Origin of the sequence: Phaeocystidibacter marisrubri, assembly GCF_008933165.1 — a bacterium.
Lineage (GTDB): Bacteria > Bacteroidota > Bacteroidia > Flavobacteriales > Schleiferiaceae > Phaeocystidibacter > Phaeocystidibacter marisrubri.
In genome coordinates this window covers 665,285-686,794 of record NZ_WBVQ01000002.1, presented here as the reverse complement: position 1 = coordinate 686,794, position 21,510 = coordinate 665,285, and the positions used below count along the sequence as shown (strand labels likewise).

General features: G+C 46.1%; 21 protein-coding genes. 10 read left to right on the top strand and 11 right to left on the bottom strand.

What is annotated here, in order from left to right:
* Positions 1-67 precede the first annotated feature (67 nt).
* From era to F8C82_RS10420, 3 genes are all read left to right on the top strand, one after another.
* Positions 68-943 (top strand): GTPase Era, encoded by an 876-nt coding sequence (era, locus tag F8C82_RS10430; RefSeq protein ID WP_151693529.1) that lies wholly within the window; start codon positions 68-70, stop codon positions 941-943.
* Positions 944-1,224: 281 nt separating this feature from the next.
* Entirely contained in the window at positions 1,225-2,532 is a 1,308-nt protein-coding gene (der, locus tag F8C82_RS10425; RefSeq protein WP_151693528.1) for a ribosome biogenesis GTPase Der, read from the top strand.
* A gap of 85 nt (positions 2,533-2,617) precedes the next feature.
* On the top strand, positions 2,618-3,925 hold the full coding sequence (locus F8C82_RS10420) for a TlpA family protein disulfide reductase (protein ID WP_151693527.1): 1,308 nt from the start codon (positions 2,618-2,620) through the stop codon (positions 3,923-3,925).
* Position 3,926: 1 nt separating this feature from the next.
* Here the strand turns inward: F8C82_RS10420 and gldA are convergent, their stop codons facing one another.
* Positions 3,927-4,832: a gliding motility-associated ABC transporter ATP-binding subunit GldA gene (gene gldA, locus F8C82_RS10415; protein ID WP_151693526.1), complete on the bottom strand. Its 906-nt coding sequence runs from the start codon at positions 4,830-4,832 to the stop codon at positions 3,927-3,929.
* A gap of 104 nt (positions 4,833-4,936) precedes the next feature.
* Between gldA and rsgA the strand changes: the two genes are divergently transcribed.
* The 4 genes from rsgA to F8C82_RS10395 are packed head-to-tail and all read left to right on the top strand — an operon-like array spanning position 4,937 to position 7,482.
* On the top strand, positions 4,937-5,875 hold the full coding sequence (gene rsgA, locus F8C82_RS10410) for a ribosome small subunit-dependent GTPase A (RefSeq protein ID WP_151693525.1): 939 nt from the start codon (positions 4,937-4,939) through the stop codon (positions 5,873-5,875).
* A complete protein-coding gene (locus F8C82_RS10405; RefSeq protein ID WP_170266227.1) occupies positions 5,868-6,701 on the top strand; it encodes a 5'-nucleotidase, lipoprotein e(P4) family in 834 nt (277 codons plus the stop codon). The genes rsgA and F8C82_RS10405 overlap by 8 nt, the downstream gene beginning before the upstream one ends.
* Positions 6,701-7,153, top strand: coding sequence for a D-aminoacyl-tRNA deacylase (gene dtd, locus F8C82_RS10400; RefSeq protein WP_151693523.1), 453 nt, complete (start codon positions 6,701-6,703; stop codon positions 7,151-7,153). The genes F8C82_RS10405 and dtd overlap by 1 nt, the downstream gene beginning before the upstream one ends.
* Positions 7,153-7,482: a nucleotide pyrophosphohydrolase gene (locus F8C82_RS10395; RefSeq protein ID WP_151693522.1), complete on the top strand. Its 330-nt coding sequence runs from the start codon at positions 7,153-7,155 to the stop codon at positions 7,480-7,482. The genes dtd and F8C82_RS10395 overlap by 1 nt, the downstream gene beginning before the upstream one ends.
* 1 nt (position 7,483) lies before the next feature.
* Here F8C82_RS10395 and F8C82_RS10390 read toward each other — a convergent pair whose 3' ends face one another.
* From F8C82_RS10390 to F8C82_RS10380, 3 genes are read right to left on the bottom strand one after another with little or no spacing between them, the layout of a single operon-like run.
* Positions 7,484-8,506, bottom strand: coding sequence for a cytochrome-c peroxidase (locus F8C82_RS10390; RefSeq protein ID WP_151693521.1), 1,023 nt, complete (start codon positions 8,504-8,506; stop codon positions 7,484-7,486).
* A gap of 9 nt (positions 8,507-8,515) precedes the next feature.
* Entirely contained in the window at positions 8,516-9,286 is a 771-nt protein-coding gene (locus F8C82_RS10385) for an MbnP family protein (RefSeq protein ID WP_151693520.1), read from the bottom strand.
* Between the two features lie 35 nt (positions 9,287-9,321).
* Entirely contained in the window at positions 9,322-9,696 is a 375-nt protein-coding gene (locus F8C82_RS10380; protein ID WP_151693519.1) for a hypothetical protein, read from the bottom strand.
* Positions 9,697-9,840: 144 nt separating this feature from the next.
* Here F8C82_RS10380 and F8C82_RS10375 point away from each other — a divergent pair, with 144 nt between their 5' ends.
* Positions 9,841-12,870, top strand: a complete 3,030-nt coding sequence (locus tag F8C82_RS10375) for a S8 family serine peptidase (protein ID WP_151693518.1) — start codon at positions 9,841-9,843, stop codon at positions 12,868-12,870.
* Between the two features lie 57 nt (positions 12,871-12,927).
* Here F8C82_RS10375 and F8C82_RS10370 read toward each other — a convergent pair whose 3' ends face one another.
* The 3 genes from F8C82_RS10370 to F8C82_RS10360 form a co-directional block, all read right to left on the bottom strand.
* Positions 12,928-13,218, bottom strand: a complete 291-nt coding sequence (locus F8C82_RS10370; protein ID WP_151693517.1) for a F0F1 ATP synthase subunit epsilon — start codon at positions 13,216-13,218, stop codon at positions 12,928-12,930.
* A gap of 58 nt (positions 13,219-13,276) precedes the next feature.
* The gene (gene atpD / locus F8C82_RS10365; protein WP_151693516.1) at positions 13,277-14,788 is read right to left on the bottom strand and encodes a F0F1 ATP synthase subunit beta; all 1,512 of its coding nucleotides are present in this window, start codon (positions 14,786-14,788) and stop codon (positions 13,277-13,279) included.
* 128 nt (positions 14,789-14,916) lie between these two features.
* Positions 14,917-15,780, bottom strand: a complete 864-nt coding sequence (locus F8C82_RS10360) for a hypothetical protein (RefSeq protein ID WP_151693515.1) — start codon at positions 15,778-15,780, stop codon at positions 14,917-14,919.
* Between the two features lie 74 nt (positions 15,781-15,854).
* Here F8C82_RS10360 and F8C82_RS10355 point away from each other — a divergent pair, with 74 nt between their 5' ends.
* Together F8C82_RS10355 and F8C82_RS10350 are read left to right on the top strand one after the other, a co-directional pair.
* The gene (locus tag F8C82_RS10355) at positions 15,855-16,787 is read left to right on the top strand and encodes a bifunctional riboflavin kinase/FAD synthetase (protein WP_151693514.1); all 933 of its coding nucleotides are present in this window, start codon (positions 15,855-15,857) and stop codon (positions 16,785-16,787) included.
* On the top strand, positions 16,756-17,355 hold the full coding sequence (locus tag F8C82_RS10350) for a leucine-rich repeat domain-containing protein (protein WP_151693513.1): 600 nt from the start codon (positions 16,756-16,758) through the stop codon (positions 17,353-17,355). The genes F8C82_RS10355 and F8C82_RS10350 overlap by 32 nt, the downstream gene beginning before the upstream one ends.
* A gap of 47 nt (positions 17,356-17,402) precedes the next feature.
* On the opposite strand, the gene F8C82_RS10345 is transcribed toward F8C82_RS10350, so the two are convergent.
* The 4 genes from F8C82_RS10345 to F8C82_RS10330 form a co-directional block, all read right to left on the bottom strand.
* Positions 17,403-19,751, bottom strand: a complete 2,349-nt coding sequence (locus F8C82_RS10345; RefSeq protein ID WP_170266226.1) for a TonB-dependent receptor — start codon at positions 19,749-19,751, stop codon at positions 17,403-17,405.
* A gap of 219 nt (positions 19,752-19,970) precedes the next feature.
* Complete coding sequence (locus F8C82_RS10340) at positions 19,971-20,483, bottom strand: AAA family ATPase (RefSeq protein WP_151693511.1); 513 nt, start codon at positions 20,481-20,483, stop codon at positions 19,971-19,973.
* Positions 20,473-20,748 carry a hypothetical protein gene (locus F8C82_RS10335; RefSeq protein ID WP_151693510.1) on the bottom strand — a complete coding sequence of 92 codons (276 nt, stop codon included), beginning with the start codon at positions 20,746-20,748 and terminating at the stop codon, positions 20,473-20,475. Before F8C82_RS10335 ends, F8C82_RS10340 begins: the two co-directional genes overlap by 11 nt.
* Positions 20,745-21,506 carry a phosphoglycerol geranylgeranyltransferase gene (locus tag F8C82_RS10330; protein ID WP_151693509.1) on the bottom strand — a complete coding sequence of 254 codons (762 nt, stop codon included), beginning with the start codon at positions 21,504-21,506 and terminating at the stop codon, positions 20,745-20,747. The genes F8C82_RS10335 and F8C82_RS10330 overlap by 4 nt, the downstream gene beginning before the upstream one ends.
* Positions 21,507-21,510 lie beyond the last annotated feature (4 nt).

The following is a 21,510-nucleotide window of genomic DNA, read 5'->3' as shown; positions in this document are numbered from 1 at the left end:
CTTCGGACTGCAGTCTAAATTCTAAGACCAACGTGCCAATTCCCTACCTTTGCCAAAATATTCAATCATGGCGCACAAAGCAGGCTTCGTTAATATTATCGGTAACCCCAATGTGGGTAAATCGACTACCATGAATGCCATGTTGGGCGAAAGGTTGTCCATCATTACTCCAAAAGCACAAACTACTCGTCACCGTATTTTCGGGATTTTGAATGGCGAGGATTATCAGGTGGTGTTTTCAGATACTCCCGGCGTGATTCGTCCGGCGTATGCCTTGCAAGAGTCAATGATGCAGTTTGTCTCTTCTGCTTTTGAAGATGCAGATGTCTTCCTTTACTTGGTTGAAGTGGGCGAACGAGCCTTGAAAGACGAGAATTTCTACAATCAACTCAAGAATACCAAAACTCCATTGTTATTGGGGTTAAACAAGATTGACACCGTAGATCAAGACAAGCTAGAAGAGGAAGTGGCTTATTGGAAAGGCGAGTTTCCCAACGCGGAGATCATTCCACTTTCTGCCTTGAAAAAATTCAATACCGATCACCTCCTTTCTAGAATGATCGCGCTTTTGCCGGAATCACCGCCGTATTTCGCAAAGGATCAATTAACCGATCGTTCGGAGCGTTTCTTTGCTTCTGAAATCATTCGTGAGAAGATCCTCATGAACTATAAAAAGGAGGTTCCTTACTCAGTAGAAGTCAACATCGATGAGTTCAAAGAGGAAGAGGATATCATTCGCATCCGTGCGGTAATTCTCGTTGCTCGTGAGTCGCAGAAGGGGATTATCATTGGTCACAAAGGAGCCATGCTCAAAAAAGTAGGCAGTGAATCTCGTCTTGAAATGGAAAAGTTTTTCCAAAAGAAAGTCTTCCTAGAAACCTTCGTAAAGGTGAACAAGGACTGGCGAGATGACCAACGGAAGCTGAAGCAGTTTGGGTATTAAGCTCACAGAGATGGGCTCTAGGCTCCTAATGGAACTCAACTACTATTCCACAGGTGAGAGTTGGGCGCTATGGATTTGATGTCATTAGCGTAAAGATGCCACTTATGATAGGAGCAAGAATTATTCTCAATTTTTAGAACTTGTTTTCAGAAGCCACCCTGCAGGCTTACTCCTCAATATCTACGGCCCAAGGTCTCTAGATTTGCGGCCGTTGCTTGGCGTCCAGAGTCAGACGTCTAATGACCAAAAATAACACGTACCTTTGCCGCAAATTCAGACTCATGTCCAATATCGTAGCCATTGTTGGCCGACCTAATGTCGGTAAGTCTACATTATTCAACCGTTTGGTTCAACGCAGAGATGCGATTACCGATAGTGTAGCCGGTGTAACTCGTGATCGTCACTACGGTCGCGTTGATTGGGTGGGACGTGAGTTTTCCATCATTGACACCGGTGGTTATGTAGATGGTTCAGATGACATCTTTGAAGGCGAAATTCGTCGCCAAGTGCGTTTGGCCATTGATGAGGCGAATTTGATTCTCTTTGTTGTTGACGTTGAAACGGGAATGACGGATTTCGATAAAGAAATTGCGGACATCCTTCGTCGATATAAAAAACCCATGATTTTGGTGGCAAACAAAGTGGACAATCCACAGCGTTTTGCCGAGGCAGCCGACTTCTACCGATTGGGTATGGGAGAGCCTTATGGAATTAGTTCTATCAACGGTTCTGGTACCGGTGAACTTCTCGATAAAGTCGTGGAGCTACTTCCTCCAGATCAAGATTTGGGTGAGGAAGAAGAACTTCCAAAATTGGCCATTGTTGGTCGACCAAATGTTGGGAAATCTTCTCTTGTAAACGCCATGTTTGAAGAAGATCGCAACATTGTTACAGAGATTTCTGGAACCACTCGCGATACGGTGAACACGCGTTTCACCAAATTCGGAATGGACTTCCTTTTGCTCGATACAGCAGGGGTTCGAAAGAAAACCAAGGTACATGAAGATCTAGAGTTCTACTCAGTAATGCGTTCGGTAAGAACCATTGAAAATGCCGATGTATGTATGCTCGTTCTCGATGCAACATTGGGAATTGAGAGTCAGGATTTGGCCATCTTCAACCTCATTCAAAAGAACAGAAAGGGTGTGGTGATTCTCGTGAACAAGTGGGACTTGATCAATAAGGACACCAATACCATGCGTGATTTTGAGGCATTGGTTCGCAAGCGTTGTGCTCCATTCGTGGATATTCCTATCTTCTTTACATCTGCGCTTACACGTCAGCGTGTACTCAAGGCTGTTGAAGAGGCAATGGAAGTTTATAAGCGCAGAATCACCAAGATTTCTACAAGCAAGTTGAATGATACCATTGTTCCCATTTTGAAGGACAATCCTCCTCCAATGACCAAGGGCAAGGAGATCAAGATCAAGTTTGCTACCATGCTTCCAACCCACGCGCCAACGTTTGCATTTTATGCGAACTTGCCGCAGTACATCAAGGAGCCTTACAAGCGCTTTGTGGAGAATCAAATGCGCAAATTGTACGACTTGAGCGGGGTGCCTATTCAGATCTTCTTCCGAAAGAAGTAAGAACCCTTCGTAAAAGCTTTTCGTTGCAAGATTTAGGGAATAGTTTCGTTGATAACCGTATCATTGCGAATCTAACCCGCTTGTTATGAAGTTCTACGCTCTCTTCTTGTTGAGTATTAGCTCAGTTTTTGCCCTGGCCCAACCGGATACGGTTTATCACGAAATTCCTGTCACTTTCCATAAGTCGAAGGCTCCTTTTTCGGATGGAATGGGCGTGGCACTTCCGCAACGACAGGATACGGATTTCCGCTATGAACGTGCGTTTAAGGCGCTTCCTAAAGGCTGGACAAAAGAAGAGACTTTCTTTGCACATCAGATTTTAGACTTCAATCAGCATGTGTATCAAAAACACGTGTTGGGCGAGTTCAACGACTCCCTTTTCGAGTTTATGAAGCAGCGTCATGAGAGCCTCCGCTTTGATGATGTAGTGGATAAAGATGTGGCGAGCATGATGTACATCGCCTATCGCCTAGATGGCAGTTGTATTGAGTTTGCTCTGGATGCCAATGCGAATTTGGATTTTTCGGATGATGAGATACACAAAGGATGTGCTCCTAATCGACATTTGAATCCAGAAGCAGAAAGGGAATATGTGGAGTTGGATTACCGCTATGAGTACGTGCAAGAGGGGCAGGTTTATGAAGACTCATTGACCGTTGTGCTCACCGTAGACTCGGCCAGAATCGGGCCTAATACATCTTTACTCGGACTACTCAATGCCACTTATGGCTACGGTGAATTCAAGTTTGAGGATGACACCGTTTACGTTCGGTCTAATATTGCTGGAAATTCCCTCGTATCCTATGCGAGCTTGTTTGTAGCACCAAATCTAGGCTATCAGGAGAACGCTTACGTTGGTGATTTTGTCCGAGTAGGAGGACGTATTCTTCAGTTTTCGAAGGTGCTCAACCATCCTGCTCGCATTCAATTGCGAGAGTTGGTGGAAGGGGAAAAGCCCGTGTCGGCCAAGGTTGGATTTTACCTGCCGTCTTTTGGCGGGGTCAATGTATTGACGGGCGATTCCGTTTACACCGAAGATTACAAAGGGAAATACCTCTACATCGACATTTGGGGCAGCTGGTGTGCCGGTTGCGTGATTGACCTGCCTAATTTGGTCATGTCGTATGCTGCGATGGATAAGTCGACCGTAGATATGATCGGTGTAGCCTACGACGTGCCTCAAAACCTGCAAAATGCCATTGAGAAATACGGCATTACTTGGCCGAACATCTTGAATTCAGATGAGAATAACATCACTGAATTGCTCAATGTGAACGGCTATCCAACCACGATATTGGTCAATCCAGAAGGTGTCGTAATTGCCACAGGGCTACGAGGTGAAAACCTGAACGAACTCATTCGTGAAGCCATCGAAAAAGACCGGGCAGAGTAGGTTATTCCGCGTTGCCAGTTAGTGTGCGGAAGATGTCTTCTAACTTCGCCTTTTGCTGCTGACTTTGAAGGATGGTGCGGTTTTGCTGAACGGCAAACTTGAACACATCGCTTCTCACATCTTTGGCTTCTGAGCACTCGATCAAGTACTGACCACCTTCTACATGTTGTACGCGGCGAACGCCAGCGATTTTCTTCAAACCAGAGAGGCTCACTTCGGCATCAAATTCAATGTTGAGGATTACCGTACCGCTAGCGTTCTGCATTTCAGAAGTCTTTTGATCTGCTGCAATCACTCCTTTGTTGATGATGATCACGCGGTCACAAACGGCTTCAACCTCTTGCATGATGTGGGTAGAAAGCATCACCGTTTTCTCCTTTCCGATTTCTCGGATCAGTTTGCGAATATCCACCAATTGGTTGGGGTCTAACCCTGTAGTTGGTTCGTCTAGGATGAGTACCTCCGGATCGTGAATCATGGCTTGGGCAAGACCCACACGTTGGCGATATCCCTTAGAAAGCTGACCTATTTTCTTGTGCTGTTCAGGAGTGAGACCAGTTATTACAATCATCTCATCCACTCGAGATTTTGGTGCCTTGTGAAGACCAGCTACAAACAACAGATACTCTCTCACATACATATCGGTGTAGAGTGGATTATGCTCGGGCAAGTAGCCCACTTTTTTTCGAACCTCAAGGGAGTCGGTACGAACATCAATCCCACATACTTCAACTTCACCCTCGCTTTGAGGGATGTACCCCGTGATAATCTTCATCATCGTAGATTTCCCGGCACCATTGGGCCCCAAAAATCCGATAACTTCACCTGAGTTCACTTCAAAACTCACGTTGTTAAGGGCCTTTTGTTCTCCGTATAGTTTGGTTACGTTGGATACGCGAATAGACATGTGTTTGTTGTTTGGCGCTAAGATAGGAAAAGGTGGTTAGGCAAGAGACAACAGGCACCAGACTCCAGTCGGCAGACTGTACTCCTTTATCTATCTTTGTCGATATGACGGGTACAGTAGTTCGCAGTACGGGAAGTTGGTATGTGGTTCGTTTTGAAGACGGATCTACCATGGATTGCCGTATTAAAGGCAAGTTTAGAATACAGGGTATTCGCAGTACGAATCCTGTAGCCGTAGGTGATGTGGTTGAGGTAGAGCCCGAAGAAGAAAGAGGGGTGATTACCGAGATTCACGATCGCCGAAATTACATCGTGAGAAGGTCGGTTAACCTCTCCAAGAAAACGCACATTCTTGCTGCGAATTTGGATCAGGCCATTCTAGTGGTAACCGTTGCTCAGCCCAAAACTCTTTACGGTTTCATTGATCGTTTTTTAGCCACTTGTGAGGCGTATGACGTTCCTGCCGTAATGGTTTTCAATAAGGTTGATATTTACGACGAAGACCAAATGGCCGAGCTCGATTATATGGAAGCGGCGTACGGTAGAGCGGGGTATGAAACTCTGGAGACCAGCGCAATTGAAGGCTTTAATATTGATGCTTTCGAAGAGCTTTTGAAAGGGAAAACTTCTTTGATTGCAGGTCATTCTGGGGTTGGGAAGAGTACCTTGATTAACCGAGTAGAACCTGATTTGGATTTGCGAACTAATCGCATATCCGATGCTCACGGTCAGGGTCAGCACACCACTACATTTGCCGAGATGTTTCCGCTTTCCATTGGCGGAGATATTATCGACACACCGGGCATCCGTGGGTTTGGCCTAATCGATATGGAGAAGGAGGAAATAGGGGATTACTTTCCTGAAATCTTTGAATTGAAAGGGGAATGTAAGTTTCACAATTGCCTCCATCTAGAAGAACCGGGATGTGCGGTGAAAGAAGCCCTAGATAATGGTAAATTGGCGCCAACCAGGTATCAAAGTTACTTTTGGATGGTGACTGGAAATGAAGATGACAATCCTTACAGACAAGACAATTATGCATAACACTTTGAAGCGTTATTCAGTAATCGCATTGGCAGCTATCACATTGGCTGCGTGTAAAACTCAACCGCAAACCGTTAAAGAGTCGGCTGACAATTTCAAGGCGCGAATCACTCAACAGAATGTAGACGCCACCATGTGGTTCAATACATCGGCGGAAGCACATTATATCTTCCTTCAAACGTACAATTACGCCACAGAGAGACTTAATATGGCGGTGACGAAATCAGCGGATGGAAAACCAACCGCTATTATCGTTGACCTGGATGAAACGGTACTCGACAACTCTCCATATCAACTTCGACGCATTGTAGAAGGGGAGGGATATTCCGAAGGTTCTTGGAACGAGTGGGTGAACTCAGCAAGTGCTAAAGCATTGCCAGGCGCACTGGAATTCGCCCTTCATTGCCAGAATAGAGGCGTGGAGATTTTTTACATCAGCAATCGCTCTGAGGAACTTTTGATTCCTACACTGGCGAACTTGAAGAATTTGGGATTTCCGTTTGCCGATGAAGATCACGTTTACTTGAAGGTAGGCGATGAATCCGATAAGTCATTTAGAAGAGAGCGCGTAGAAAGTACCTACAATGTTCTTCTGTATTTGGGCGATAACCTTAGAGATTTCAGAGAGGATTTTGTGGAGAGAAGAGCCGATTTCGGGAAGGATCTGACCACTCAGCTATCTACCGAAATGTTTGAGCGTTACATTCTTTTCCCGAACCCAATGTACGGTCAATGGGAAGTTCCATACGCAGCTGGCGATTCAGAAGAGGAGGCCAATAAAAAGGCATCTCTTATCGAACAACTTTCTACAGAAGAAGGCGAATAATGCGAGTTCTTCTTCAGCGCGTAAACGAGGCCAGTGTTACCATTGATGGGAATGTTCACTCTTCCATCGAAAAGGGTATGCTGATTCTTTTGGGAGTTGAAGAGGACGATACCGAAGAAGATGCCAATTGGCTCTGTTCTAAGCTGGCAAAGCTTCGGATTTATCCCGATTCGGAAGGGGTAATGAACCGATCCATTGTTGAGGTAGGTGGAGATTTTCTGGTGGTGAGCCAGTTCACGCTGCACGCCTCTTACAAGAAGGGAAATCGTCCCAGTTACATACGAGCAGCTCGCCCTGAGAAAGCAACGGCCTTGTACGAGTATTTCTTAGACCGCCTATGGCACGATACGGATCGACCTGTAAAGTCGGGTGTATTTGGAGCTGATATGAAGGTGAGCTTGATCAATGATGGTCCTGTTACCATATGGATGGACAGCAAGAACAAAGAATAATGAAACCACTAGAATCTCTTCAAGCTACAGTAGACGCTTGGATTCAGAACCACGGCGTTCGCTATTTCAACGAATTGACCAACATGGCTCAACTCACCGAAGAGGTGGGCGAAGTAGCGCGAATTATCGCCAGGCGATACGGCGAACAAAGCGAGAAGGAAAGCGATAAAGCCAAGGATCTTGGTGAAGAACTTTCTGATGTGCTCTTCGTGCTTTTGTGCCTGGCGAACCAGACAGATACGGATTTACAAGAGGCTTTTGACAAGAAGATGGATGTGAAGACGAAAAGAGATCACGACCGTCATCAAAACAATGAGAAGTTGAAGTGATTTAAGGTGCACTGAACTTTGAGTCTTGGATAAATTTGTGATCCGTCAACGTGTAAAGGAAGGCCAACAGGTCTTCCTTTTCTTTTATCGATAAATTCAGCGGATCTTCCAATCTAGGGTCGGCATTGGTTGTTTGAACACCATGACTGTAATGCTCCACAACCTCTTGCAAGGTGTTGAATCTACCGTCATGCATATACGGGTAAGTGAGTTCAATGTTCCGCAAGCTGGGAACCTTGAATTTTCCGTTGTCTGCCGGGTTCAGTGTAATTCGACCTCTTCCCAAATCGGAATAAACAGAATCTAGACCATTGTTCGCATAGCTAAAGTCGGAAAGCAACGGTTCAGCATGGCATGAAGAGCAATGTGTTTGAAAGAGTTGGTAGCCCCTTTCCTCGGAACCGTTAAGTTCTGTGTGGCTGATGAGGTGTTCATCGTATTTTGAGCGATTGCTCACCATTGTCATCATGAACTGTGAAAGGGCATAGAATAGTCTTTGGCTCGTCACAGTGTCTGAACCAAATGCTTGTTGGAAAGCCATGCGATATCTCTTATTCGCTTGGATTCGATGAATGGCGACCATCATATTCAGATTCATTTCGAGCGAATCTGTGATGGGGGCAAGCGGCATTACATCCAAGTGAACAATTCCTCCATCCCACATAAATGTAGGCGACCATCCAACATTGAAAAGAGCTGGGGCATTTCGCTTGCCTATCTTTCCGTTCACACCTGTACTGAATGTTTCTCCTGGATCAGAGAATGCATGGGATTGAATGTGACAGCTGGAGCAGTTGATAGAGCTATCTAAGCTGAGAGCGTTCTCATAAAAGAGCATTCTTCCCAATTGGACACCTGCTTCCGTAATGGGGTTGTCAGAATTGTTATAGGCGAATGGAGGAAAGGAAGATGGAGGCGAGAATGAGAATCGATCTACGGGCTCTTCATAGCTGCAAGAGAAGGCAAAGAGAGCACTCCCCACCGCGATGAGGAGTGCGTAAAAATATCTTCGTAGAATTCTCATGGGGAAGTATTAAAATACTTCATCTAATTGAGTCCAGACATTGAAGTCTTCGGCCATTTGTGTAGCCTCTGTTCCTGGCATATGGATGGTTTCACCGTTGGAAACACTTCCGTAAGTGTGCCATAAACGAGCGGGATTCGCCAACATCACAACGGTCATTGTTTCATCCTTGCCCAAAGCGTATGTCTCGCTATTTGGGAAGTTAAACGAGCGTGTAACCACTACGTTGTTAGCCCCCTGAAAGCCGCCAATGTGGTAGCCAAACGGTCCTGATGCCGATTGAGGACTTGTGCCTTCTGCCTTGATCATGATGTATCCAGAATTCCAGCTCCAGAACATGCCGTTTGCAGGGTCTAACGCACCCGTTTGTGCCCCACTCACATTGCGGAGACTGTCTACGCCAAAGGTGATTTCAATGCCGGTGTAGTCTCCTGTTGGAACATCTGTGAAGGTTACTGCCGTGGAAGCATCATTTGAAAGGTCTAAGAGGTGATAGCTCTCCGTTGCATCCCACGTACTGTTGTCGCTCTTTACCAATTTTACATTGCTGATGTAGTGCTTGAAAGTGGTAAAGGTGAGCGAGTCTCCACTGATGGGATGGTAGAGCGCACGGTTCATTTCGAAGGGCTGACTAGACATTGCCCAAACGTAATTGAAGTCAACTACAAGGGTAGCTGTTCCAGATGAATTATCGTCATTGTTGTTAACGTCTTCCTTTTTACAAGACGACAGCGTTAATGCAACGGCCAATGCCGCTACGAGAAGCGAAAAGCGTTTCATAGAAGTAATTTTATATGTGAATGTTGTGGTTTGGATTAGGACCATTCACTTACTTCTGGCGGTTTGTTTGGCGAGGTTATTCGAGATTCCGTAGCGTGTTCAACGTACGGCGTAAAGTGATCAAATGTGTCTTGGAATTGTGTAGCTAGTGAGAATTCAGCAACCGGAGAAATGATTTGAATCTCGGGCATGCGGACTTCAAGTTTTTGAGGCGATGAGTCCGATGTAGATTCGGAGGCCAACACCAAGTGACATTGACCGTTACACTGGAGTGCTGGCTTGTCTTTATTCTCACACAACACTTCAGCATAGTACTGATAGCGAACGCCATAATCCACCATTACACCCAGATTGAAAAGGGAGGGAAGCGTGAATATGAGAGTCAATATGTATGCGGCTAATTTTCGCATGCTCGTGTTAGTCCATAAGGTTGGACTTCTACAAATATAGTAGGTGAATGGTGGGGTCTACGTGATAAACGTCACCATTTGTCCTTCGGTTGAGCTGAGTGTGTAAAGGGTTCACTTTTAGGTGATTTTATTTAATTTCGGTGCATGACCAAACTAACCTTACTAGTTCTCCTACTGGTTATTTCTTTTTCACCTCTTTCCGCTCAAAATAAAACGGTGAGTCAGCGTGAAACCGTTCGTGTTGATTCACTTAAGGCTGGATCTTCGTTGGCTGTGAATCTGGAGGGGGATGGAATCGCCATTGGACAGTGGGAATCCTTTAGCGGTAGTAATGCTGAGGTAAATTCCAGTCTTTCGGATTTGGCCCACTTTACCAATCTGGACACTTCGGGCACGAGTGGCCATGCAACTACCGTAGCCAAGATTATGGGTTCCAAAGGTGCAACCAATGCTTCAGAGATTGGGGTGGTTCCCAATGCCACTTTCTATGTGTTTGACGTAGATTTCCCCTATTCCAATATGATCGCTGAATTGGCAGATGCCATTGATGAATACGATCTTCTCTTGTCTAATCACAGTTATGACGACAATGCGGGATGGCAACTAGACACCTTTTGGTTTGGAGTGAACAACATTTCAGAAACGGAGGATTACAAGTTTGGGTATTATGGGTATTTGGCACGCAAGTACGATTCGATCATGTACGCCCATCCGCATCATCTAATTGTGAAATCTGTTTTTAATGATAGAGGAGTGGTGGGGCCAGGAGGCAGCTTTTCATCCTATACAAAGAATGGAAGTTCGTGGGATTTGGTTACGAGGTCTTCACCTTATCCTGAAGCGGATGGAGGCACCGATGGCTACGATGGATTATCGCCAGATGCGACTAGCAAGAACGCTTTGGTTGTAGGAGCTGTTTCCAATATTTCGGGAGGCTATTCGACGTATACAGATATCGATTATTCATCTTCCCAATCACAATGGGGGCCAACGGATGATGGTCGAATAAAGCCAGATGTAGTTTCCCCGGGTGATTTGAGTGGAGGAACTGCGTATTCATCGTTTTCCACACCTGTGGTAACGGGGATAGCGGCCATGCTACAAGAGTATTACCACGATTTACACGGGCGATATATGCTAGCCTCTTCCGTGAAAGCTCTGCTCATTCATACTGCTGATGCAGCCACCGCGAATGGGAGTCCCAATGCGAGCTCTGGATACGGTTTAGTCAATGCCCATTCGGCGGGAGCGTTTCTGAAGAATTCAGATGATCGTCAGCAACTTATTGAAGGAGAGTTAGCGAATGGAGAAACCCACGAGTACAGCGTGTACTTAGATGGTACAACGGATTTTCGAGCCACATTGGCATGGACGGATCCTGCTGGGATTACACCGACTTTGGAGTATGATTCGACCGACTTGGATGATACCACTCATATTCTAGTGAATGACTTGGACATGAAGCTTTGGAATACTTCTGGGCCAAGTATGGTAGGTGCAGCTTGGAAGTTGGATGTTTCTTCACCGGGGTCTGCGGCCACCCAAGGAAATAACTCGGTGGATAATGTGGAGCGTGTGGACGTGAGTTCCGCTTCGCTTTCCGCTGGTTGGTATACGGTGAGGGTTTCCCATAAGGGAACAGTGGCCAGTCCGCAGCAGTATTCGCTATTAATCAGCGATGCAGGAGGAGTTACGTTCGAAGCAGGGGGGTGGTCGGCCGCTCCGAATACCTGGAGATCAGGAGTACTGGTTACGGTGAAGGACACTTCTACCATTGCTTTAGTTTCAGCGGATGTTAGCGTGGGACAACTTCGTGTGGTGCCCAATGGCAAGCTTCGCATAGCCGAAGGGAACACACTTTCTGTGATGAGTCAGGTTCATCTGGAGGCTGACGCTTCGGGAATGGCGATTATGAAGGGTAAGGTGAGTGGCGATGTTCGGGTGCATTTTTATATAGAGGGTACGGCGGGCTTTCGATATTTCGGCGTTCCCGTAAGAGCGAACGGAGCAGATTGGGAAGCGGATATGAATCGCGTTCATTTTAATGGTCATTCATCCCCTTCCATTTACGGTTGGAATGCGGCTACTGCGTCTTGGGTAGCGCTGAGTGAAAGCGATTCGCTTCACGAACATGGAGGTGTAGTTTCCTACATGGGGACCAATAATCATGGACAGTTCAGTCCTCTTCCGCTGTCCAAATACATCACGGGCGAACTGATGCCCCGAACGCAATCGTATACGCTTACTGTAGATAGCGACACCGATCCAAGCAATAGCGATGAAGGTTGGAATTTGGTTTCCAATTTCACCACTGCTCCTCTAGACGGGCAGAGCATAGATTGGTCAGGTACCGATGGAACGTATTACACGTGGGACAGCAATTTGGGAGATTACGCTTCATCCAATGGAATGAGTCACACAAAAGGAGGAGGTCGATACATTCCTCGAGGGCAGTCGTTCTGGCTTTATTGTCCATCGGGATCTACTGGACTACTCGCCATCGATTCGTCAGATGCCGTGCTAACAGCGAATCCCGACGTTAACAAGATGAACTATTTTGTTCGAATAAAATGGTACCTCTCTTCAGGGTCGTATGATGAGGTTTTCTTGCGATGGGACGGAAATTCTTCGAGGTCCTTTCGCTTTGGCGAGGATATGCTTCGTAAACCATTGAATGATGCAAGTAGGCCTGAGTGCAGGTGGAGGATAGAGGATATGGACTGTGTGATGGGTGTTTTTCCGTGGTCTGCATCGGATAGTTGCCAATTGCTTTGGAACGCCGGGATAGCTGGAATAGACAGTGTGGGAATTACGGCAGAACTACCTCGTGGAATGTCCGTCAAATGGAGTAAGAATGGAATGGATTACCCACTTTATCAATCCAACGTTCTACTGAATGGCAATGGTGCGGTTTATTTGAAATGGGATGCGAGCAGAGTTTCAGTTCATCAAAATCAAATCCACCGTGGAGCCTTTGAAGTTACAGGAAGAAAAGTGCGTTGGAATGGAGAGAAGCCCATGCGTGCTTCCTTTTACGATTTGAGCGGGAAGTTGTTGTTAGATAAGGTTTGGATGCCTGGGGAAGAGCAAATGATGGAATTTCATGCTGGGGTTTACACACTTGTGGACCAAAGGGGGGATGTGTTGAAATGCTCCTTTGGAACGCGAGAATAAGGCATAAAAAAACCCTGACCACAGGTCAGGGTTTATCGGATAAATCCGTGAGTCGTATTAGTTGGCTAGAACGATGATGTTGTTGTTCATCATTTCCACAACACCGCCAGTGATATCGATAAAAATCACCGTGTCATCTTCTGTGTCAGGGATGATTTCACCCGACATATGGTCAAGTGTTTTGTGGTTGTCTGCCAAATTCACTTTCACCTTACCGCTAGTAAGTGTAGCGATGATAGGTGCGTGATTTTTCAAGATTTGGAAAAGACCATCCGTTCCAGGAAGTTGAACTGCGTCTACTTCTCCTTGAAAGATTTGTTTTTCCGGTGTGATAATCTCGAGATACATGCGTATGCTTTTGAAAGATGGAGCAGACCAAAGGCCTGCTCCTCTCTATTCTAATTTATCAAGCTGCTTCAGCTTCAGCAAGCATTTTCTCGCCTGCTTCGATAGCTTCTTCAATAGAACCCTTCAAGTTGAAGGCTGCTTCAGGATACTTATCCAATTCTCCATCCATAATCATGTTGAAGCCTTTGATCGTTTCCTTGATGTCTACGAATACCCCTGGGATACCTGTAAACTGCTCAGCAACGTGGAACGGTTGAGACAAGAATCGTTGAACACGACGAGCGCGGTGTACGATCAACTTATCTTCTTCAGAAAGCTCTTCCATACCAAGAATGGCGATGATGTCCTGAAGTTCCTTGTAACGCTGAAGGATATTCTTCACGCGTTGAGCACAGTCGTAATGCTCGTTACCGATGATTTCTGGAGCAAGGATACGTGAAGTAGAATCCAATGGATCTACTGCTGGGTAAATACCAAGCGCTGCAAGCTTACGAGACAATACTGTAGTTGCATCCAAGTGAGCAAACGTAGTTGCTGGAGCAGGGTCAGTAAGGTCATCCGCAGGTACGTAAACCGCCTGAACAGAAGTAATGGAACCGTTTTTAGTTGAGGTAATACGCTCCTGCATGGCACCCATCTCTGTTGCCAAAGTTGGTTGGTAACCTACGGCAGAAGGCATACGTCCAAGAAGTGCTGACACTTCGGAACCTGCCTGTGTAAAACGGAAGATATTATCGACGAAGAAAAGGATGTCACGACCTTGGCCGCTTCCTTCGCCGTCGCGGTAGTACTCAGCAAGAGTCAATCCTGAAAGGGCAACACGAGCACGTGCACCCGGAGGTTCGTTCATCTGACCGAATACGAAGGTTGCTTTAGATTCCTTAAGGGCTTCGGTATCAACTTTAGTCAAATCCCATCCGCCGTTCTCCATGCTGTGCATGAATTCGTCTCCGTACTTGATAATGCCTGATTCAAGCATTTCACGAAGAAGGTCGTTACCCTCACGAGTACGCTCACCTACACCAGCAAATACAGAAAGACCACCGTGACCTTTTGCAATGTTGTTGATCAATTCTTGGATCAATACGGTTTTACCTACACCGGCACCACCGAACAAACCAATTTTACCCCCTTTTGCATAAGGCTCGATCAAGTCGATAACCTTGATACCAGTAAATAGAATCTCAGATGCTGTAGATAGATCTTCGAATTTTGGAGCTTCACGGTGGATTGGCAATCCAGCGCTCTCTTTAATGTTCCCAATTCCGTCGATGTCTTCACCTACTACGTTGAATACACGACCACGAATTTGGTCACCTGTTGGCATTGTGATTGGGGCACCTTGTGCGACAACCTCTTGACCACGTGTGAAACCGTCAGTAGAGTCCATTGAGATGGCACGTACTGTGTCCTCACCAATGTGTTGTTGTGTTTCCAAAACAACTTCCTGACCGTTCGCGCGCTTGACAACCAACGCGTCGTAGATCTTCGGCAAGTTCTCGGCATCTGCGAAGTAAACGTCGACGACCGGACCGATCACCTGGGCGATTTTACCTACTACCTGAGACATTATTCTTCTGATTAAGCGTTATTCTCGATCCCGTTATTACGGGACTCTCTATTTCGGGCGCAAAAATACGACTTATTCGGTCGCACTCACCCTATTGCATGGAAAAATTTAAAAGACTCTGTTTGAGCCTACTCTAAGTCCAGTATTTCGTCTAAATCAGAGGTTTGCGTCTCGCTGATTTCTGGTTCCATCTGACGGAAAATCGCCTGCATGAAACTAAATACAAGCGGCAAGATCACAAGGAACCAAATCAATGCACCGAGGATAGGGATAATCATAATGACTGCCATGATTGCAATGACAATGTAAAGCGAGATCATGATGAGGATAATAACTGGTAGGTTCTTCAAGCTGGAATTGATTCCCTTGCTCAACGCATCGCCTACGGAGTCATTTTTAAAGACCACATAGTAAGGAGGGAAGAAGAAGATGACACCCACTGCCAATGTAATCAGACCAACGATAGTGAGAACACCAATGTTTCCCATTATCAAGGCTACAATTTCTTCACCATACATCTGCATGTCGCCTGAATTGGTCATTCCCGATTGCGCAGATGACATGACTTCACTGAAGAGATTGACGAGTTCTATCACGTCCTGTCCCATCAGTGCATAGGTCAATCCAAGAAATACACCACCAGTTACTACAGCTGAAATTAAATACAACAAGAACAAAGGGACAATTTTCTTGTAAGTAGAGAAGGCAGAACCGAATTCTACATTCTTACCTTGATAGGCATGATCGCTGATGACCGCAAAGCCGTACGTCAAAGGTGTTGTTGCAAAGGAAGAGAGCAACTGGTTGATGGCTATGGTACCTATCACTCCTAATAGACCTGAGAGAACGCCAGTAATCACACTTGTGAGAAGTGAAATCACCATAGCGGCGATGAAAAAGACGATTAAATAGAGGATTTGCCAACCCAAGGTTTTACCGAAAATGCGGAAACCCATGGAATAGGTTTTTCCGAAGGATACTTTGTTGCTCATGTGTTTGATAAGTTAAGTGTCTGTACCCGTAAATCTACTGGATTTTTACCTTTGAATTCAAATAGGCAATACAAATGAAAGTTTACCACTCCATCGATGAGTTCGAAACCCGTGCGAATGCGGTAGTTACGACTGGGACGTTTGACGGGGTTCATGTGGGACATAGACGTATTCTACAGCGATTGGTGGAAGTGGCCAAACAAGTGAATGGCGAATCCGTTCTTTTGACCTTTCATCCTCATCCTCGTACGGTACTTCAACCCGATATGGAGTTGAAGCTTCTTACCAACTTGGACGAGAAAATTCGTCTCCTCGAAGCAACAGGACTCGATCACTTGATCATCCATCCTTTCACTCTGGATTTTAGCAGAACGAGCTCTTTGGAGTTTGTTCGAAATTTGATTGTGAATAAAATTGGAGCGAAGCACCTAGTGATTGGTTACGACCATCACTTTGGCAGAAATAGGGAAGGGAGCTTTGAGCACTTGGTGGAATTTGGACCGGTTTACGGATTTGATGTGGAAGAAATTCCCGCCCAAGATGTTGACGATGTAAAAGTGAGCTCAACCAAGATTCGTGCGGCATTGAGTGAAGGAGATGTAGAATCTGCCGCGGCTTATCTCACATGTCCGTTCTTGCTGACAGGTAGAGTGGTGAAGGGAGATCAGATTGGGCAAACCATTGGATTCCCAACGGCTAATTTGGAGATCAATGATCCCAATAAACTGATTCCAGCCGATGGAGTGTATGCCGTAAAAGTCAATTTCCCACAGCGTCCAGATGCCGTTGCAAAGGGAATGTGTAACATTGGCCATCGACCAACGGTGCACGGGACCGAGCGTCGTATTGAAGTGAATATCCTAGATTTTGATGGAAATTTATACGGGGAGAAACTCGTTATTGAGTTTGTGAGCCGAATTCGTTCGGAGCAAAAATTTGAATCGGTAGACGACTTGAAGCAGCAATTGAAACGCGATGAAGAAGACGCACGGCGTACTTTGGCTTAGTGCCTTGTTAACAATCGTTTGCAGCACTGATCTTTGGAGTCAGGAGGGGAAGGTGTACACCGATTTGGAAGATGCACTTCGCACTCCCAAAGAAGTGATCCATTTGGAACTTCGCAAAGATGACTTGACATCTATTCCTTCGGAAGTTTGGCGTTTTACGAACCTCGAAATCCTCGATTTAGGCAAGAACGACATAACCTCTATCTCGGACTCCTTGTCCACACTCTCTCATTTGCGCATTTTAATTCTGGAAAAGAACGAACTCACTTCCTTCCCTTTAGCCATATTGGAGCTAGCATCCTTAGAAGAGTTGTATTTGGCAGACAATCGAATTGAGATGCTCCCCGATAGCATCCATCGTTTGAGCGCCCTTCGACATTTAGACATGTGGCATACCGATGTGTCAACTCTTCCAAGTACCATCACGCAAATGCCAGCCCTTCGAGAGTTGGATTTACGCCAAACCTATTTGTCGGAACAGGACTTTTATCGCCGATATCCAGAAGGGATTGAGAATGTAGAGGTGCATCTAACGTATGGATGCGACTGCGGCAAGAAAGGGCATTAAAAAGGGACCCTTTCGAGTCCCTTTCATGCATTCAATCTACAATAGCTTTAGAAGCTCAATTCGATCCCAAACATATAGTTGATTGGCGCTTGAGGATAGAATCCCATATATCCGCCGGAGGCGTATCCATTGGAGGCGTATTCTTCACTGAAGACGTTGCTGGCCATGGCATAGGCTCTCAATCTACTAACACCGTCAAAGCTCCAGCTACCACTAAGACGCAAGTCGGTGATGAAGTACTCTGGCAAAACATAGCGCTCATCGCCTTCATTGGTCAGGTATTGCTTGGAAACATAGCGCGGGATGATATCCAAATCCAAATTGAGTGGAAGATGGAGAGTCGCAGTGATGTTCGCAATGATTTGTGGTGAGTATGAGATAGGCGTAGAGCCCAAGTTTTGAGTTGTGGTATCTCCAATACTCTGGATGTAGTTCACATTCCTGTTGTTGCTAAATGTGAAGTTCTGACTGATGGTGAGAGGTTCGTTGATTTTCCACTTTGATGAAACCTCGATCCCTTGGCGATAGCTCGTTCCAACGTTTTTGCGGATTGGCGTGCCCACATTGTCCAATGCACCTGTTAGCACCAATTGGTCGGTGTAGTGCATATAATAGCCATTGATGCTCCACTGAACGAGTTCGGTTCCACCTTCATATCCTACTTCAATATCTTGCAATTGCTCTGGACGTGGGTTCTCGTTGTTGGGGGCGAACAGGTAGTCCTTGCGATTTGGTTCGCGGTTCGCCATGGCATAGGAAAGATAAAGTCGAGAATGATCGTTCACCGTATATGTAACCCCCGCTTTTGGATTGAAGAAAGTGAGGTTATCACTAAATGAAATGGGTGTTTGTTCTTCTTCAAGTCCTGCACCTGAATAGTCTACCCCGCGTACCTGCAAGTCGAGGTAAGCGCCCCACTTGTTATTTATGCGGTATTCGGCCTTGCCGTAAACGTTCCAAGCGGTTTTAATGCTGTTGTTGTCGTAGAAACGATCACCCGGTTTGCGATTGCTCGCGTATTCCGCCCATAGGAATGTCCCGTAGTGATCGCCATCGTATTGATTCCATGCAGCACCGATGGTCAAAGTGAGGTTTTCCCACTCTCCACGTAGGTTCGCCATGGCACCGTAGTAATGGTTGTCCAGCCAAAGTCGGCGAGTAAGGTCCGTGGTATTGATGGTATCTGTAGCCGTGTAAATCGGGTTCATACCATAATCTGCAAACGCTTGACCTTGCTGATATTCCTCATAATATCCCTTGCCTCTGGTGTAGAATCCAGAAACTCCACCACTCCAGTTGTCGTTGAACTTGTGGTTGACGTGGAGTTGATAATAATCTTGACCGTAGTTGTCTACTTGGTCATCGTAGTAATCTACAATGTCCCCATTGTCATCATAAATAGCCCCGGCATAGTTGAACCTTGGATTGACAGCATAGTTAGCCGAGTCGGTTCCATACCAAGCTTGGTACGTTCGCTCACGGCCCCCAAACACGAGTGCTTTAACGGTAGTGTTCCCTTGAATATATCCTAAGGCAAGGTAGTAGCTCTTTAAATCGCTGCTGGCGCGTTCTACCCAGCCGTCACTCTTAATTCGCGATGCGCGGGCGTCTAAGGTCCAATGTCCGTTAATCAGTCCCGTTCCAAAAGCCAGAGTGTAACGCTGCGTGTTGAATGAACCTCCACCCACGTTTAGACTACCGTATGCTTCTTTGGATAAGCTCTTGGTTTCCATGTTGATGGAACCTCCAAAGGCACCGCCTCCATTTGTGGATGTACCTACGCCACGCTGAATCTGTAGTTGACTCACGCTTGAAGCGAGGTCGGGCGTGTTTACCCAAAATACCCCTTGAGATTCAGCGTCATTTACAGGAACACCGTTGATGGTTACATTGATTCTCGATTGATCGCTACCGCGAATTCGCAGTCCGGTGTAACCCACACCCGTACCTCCATCTGAAGTAGAAACCACAGAAGGCGTGTTTTCTAGGATGTACGGCATGTCTTTCGCAAAATCCTGACTCTCGATGTCTTTTTCATCGAGGTTCGTTTTTGCAATGGGCGTCTCTTCACCCGCTCGCAACGCGAGAACTTCAATCGTGCCGAGTTTTTCGACGGCTGGTATGAGGCGGATAACGATTTCCCTCATGTTCGAAGAGGTCGTAACCGACTGCTCTTCGTAGCCAATGGCCGAGATAGTGAGTGTTTCTCCCGGGTTTACAGTGATTTCGAACTGACCTAAATTATTGGTCATCACTCTTTCGGAAGTGGATTTGATCACGGCAAAAGTGATTTTTTCACCGGATTGATCGTCTAGCACCTTGCCCCTAAAACTCGCTTGGCCGTAGACGACCGTGCTGAGTAGGAACAAAATGCCAAGCATAGAAAATTGCTTCATGATAATGTGCATTATCACGAATAACAGGGGCAATTACTCGCTTGGGTTTGTTTGTAAGTAAAAAAGTTCCCTTGGCAGCATTACCTGCCCAGGTTCAAAGGGTATAATCTCAGTCCAAACCGTAAAGTAAGGACACCCCTGTGAGATTGGCCGCGAAGGTAGGCACCAATTTCTTACATCACAAAGACAATGACAGAAGAATCGCTAGAGACCTCTTTCCTAGTAGATTGTGTGAATGGCAGCAAGGGCTTGATGAAACCGCTCCTCGCCGCTTCCTGAAATAATGGAATAGGGGATTTTACACTCCTCGATTTTCAACGTGTACCGCTCCATGAGTTCAGCCCTGCGGTGAGGATGCTCACGCAGTGGATCGTCTTCCCATGGAAGATCAATATCCATGATTAGGTAGAAATCCGGTAGGTTGTTCATCCACAGGTTCTTCCATGTATCTGGACATCTTCCAAACTTCACCTCCCACCAAATGATGAACGTGAGCAAATCGGTATCACACACTACTGTGTTGACATCTGAGTTTGCAGCATCTAGCTCCTTTTCAAACTGAAGATTTGCCATGGCATGCATGTCTTCTTCTGAATAAGGAGAATCGAGTTGCTCTAAATACCCGCGTGCCATTTCCGGGACATGAACAGCGTTCAGTTCCTCGGCCAGCAAAGAAGAAATGGATGATTTACCGGTAGATTCAGGTCCGGTGACGACGATCTTATTGGGCATAAGGTGAAATGTCCACCGATTGCGTCAAGTCTCCTCCTAGAACTTTCATCACAAATGAGGCTTTTCCGTATGTTTCAAATGAGTTTTGAATCTCTTTTTCAAGTGCGGGAAAAACGCTAGAGCTCGGTCCGATTACCAAGGTAGAACTGTGATGGGTTACCACTTTTAAATCAGGATACTGATTCATTGCAACAATGAAGCTGTCCACAATTTCAAGATAGTTCTCAGAGAGTGGATAGCAGGAAATTTCGACGGTGAAAATCATGCTTGGGTCTTAACCTTTATAGCGTGCACGTTGTGTGCAATATCTTCCAGGAGTTCAGGGTTTTTCTCTGCGGCATTGCCAACCACAACAATGTCGGCGCCAGCATTTGCAGCAGCCACAGCTTGATCAACCGTACGCATTCCTCCACCTACAATCAATGGGGTGGAAGTGACTTTTCGAACAGCGGCAATGATCTCTGCGGATACAGGATTCATGGCACCGCTACCTGCGTCTAAGTAAAGGTGTTGAAGTCCGAGAAGTTCACCGGCCATAGCCGTTACACTTGCAATATCGGGCTTGTCAGCAGGAAGTGGAAGGGTGCCAGAAATGTAAGAAGCGGTGGTTGGTTTACCACCATCTACCAACATATAGCCGGTGGAAAGTGCTTCCAAGTTATACTGCCGAATCATGGGAGCGGCGAGAACGTGCTGTCCAATTAACAATTCGGGATTTCTACCTGAAATGAGCGACAAGAAAAGTAATGCATCCGCTTCCGAACTCACTTGGAGTGAACTTCCAGGAAAGAGAATAACTTTTGCGTCGGTGATGGATTTAATGGTTCGAATGTGTTCGTCGAGTTCGTAACGAGTGAGCAAACTTCCCCCAAAGAAGATAAGCTCGATGCCACATCGATTAACAACATCAACCACACGGTGGAGATATTCGGTTCCTGCCTTATCTGGATCGATAAGAACTGCTAACCGTTTTTCCCCGTTGGAGCGAAGATTCTGGAGATATGTCCGTATGGATTGGTCCATTGGA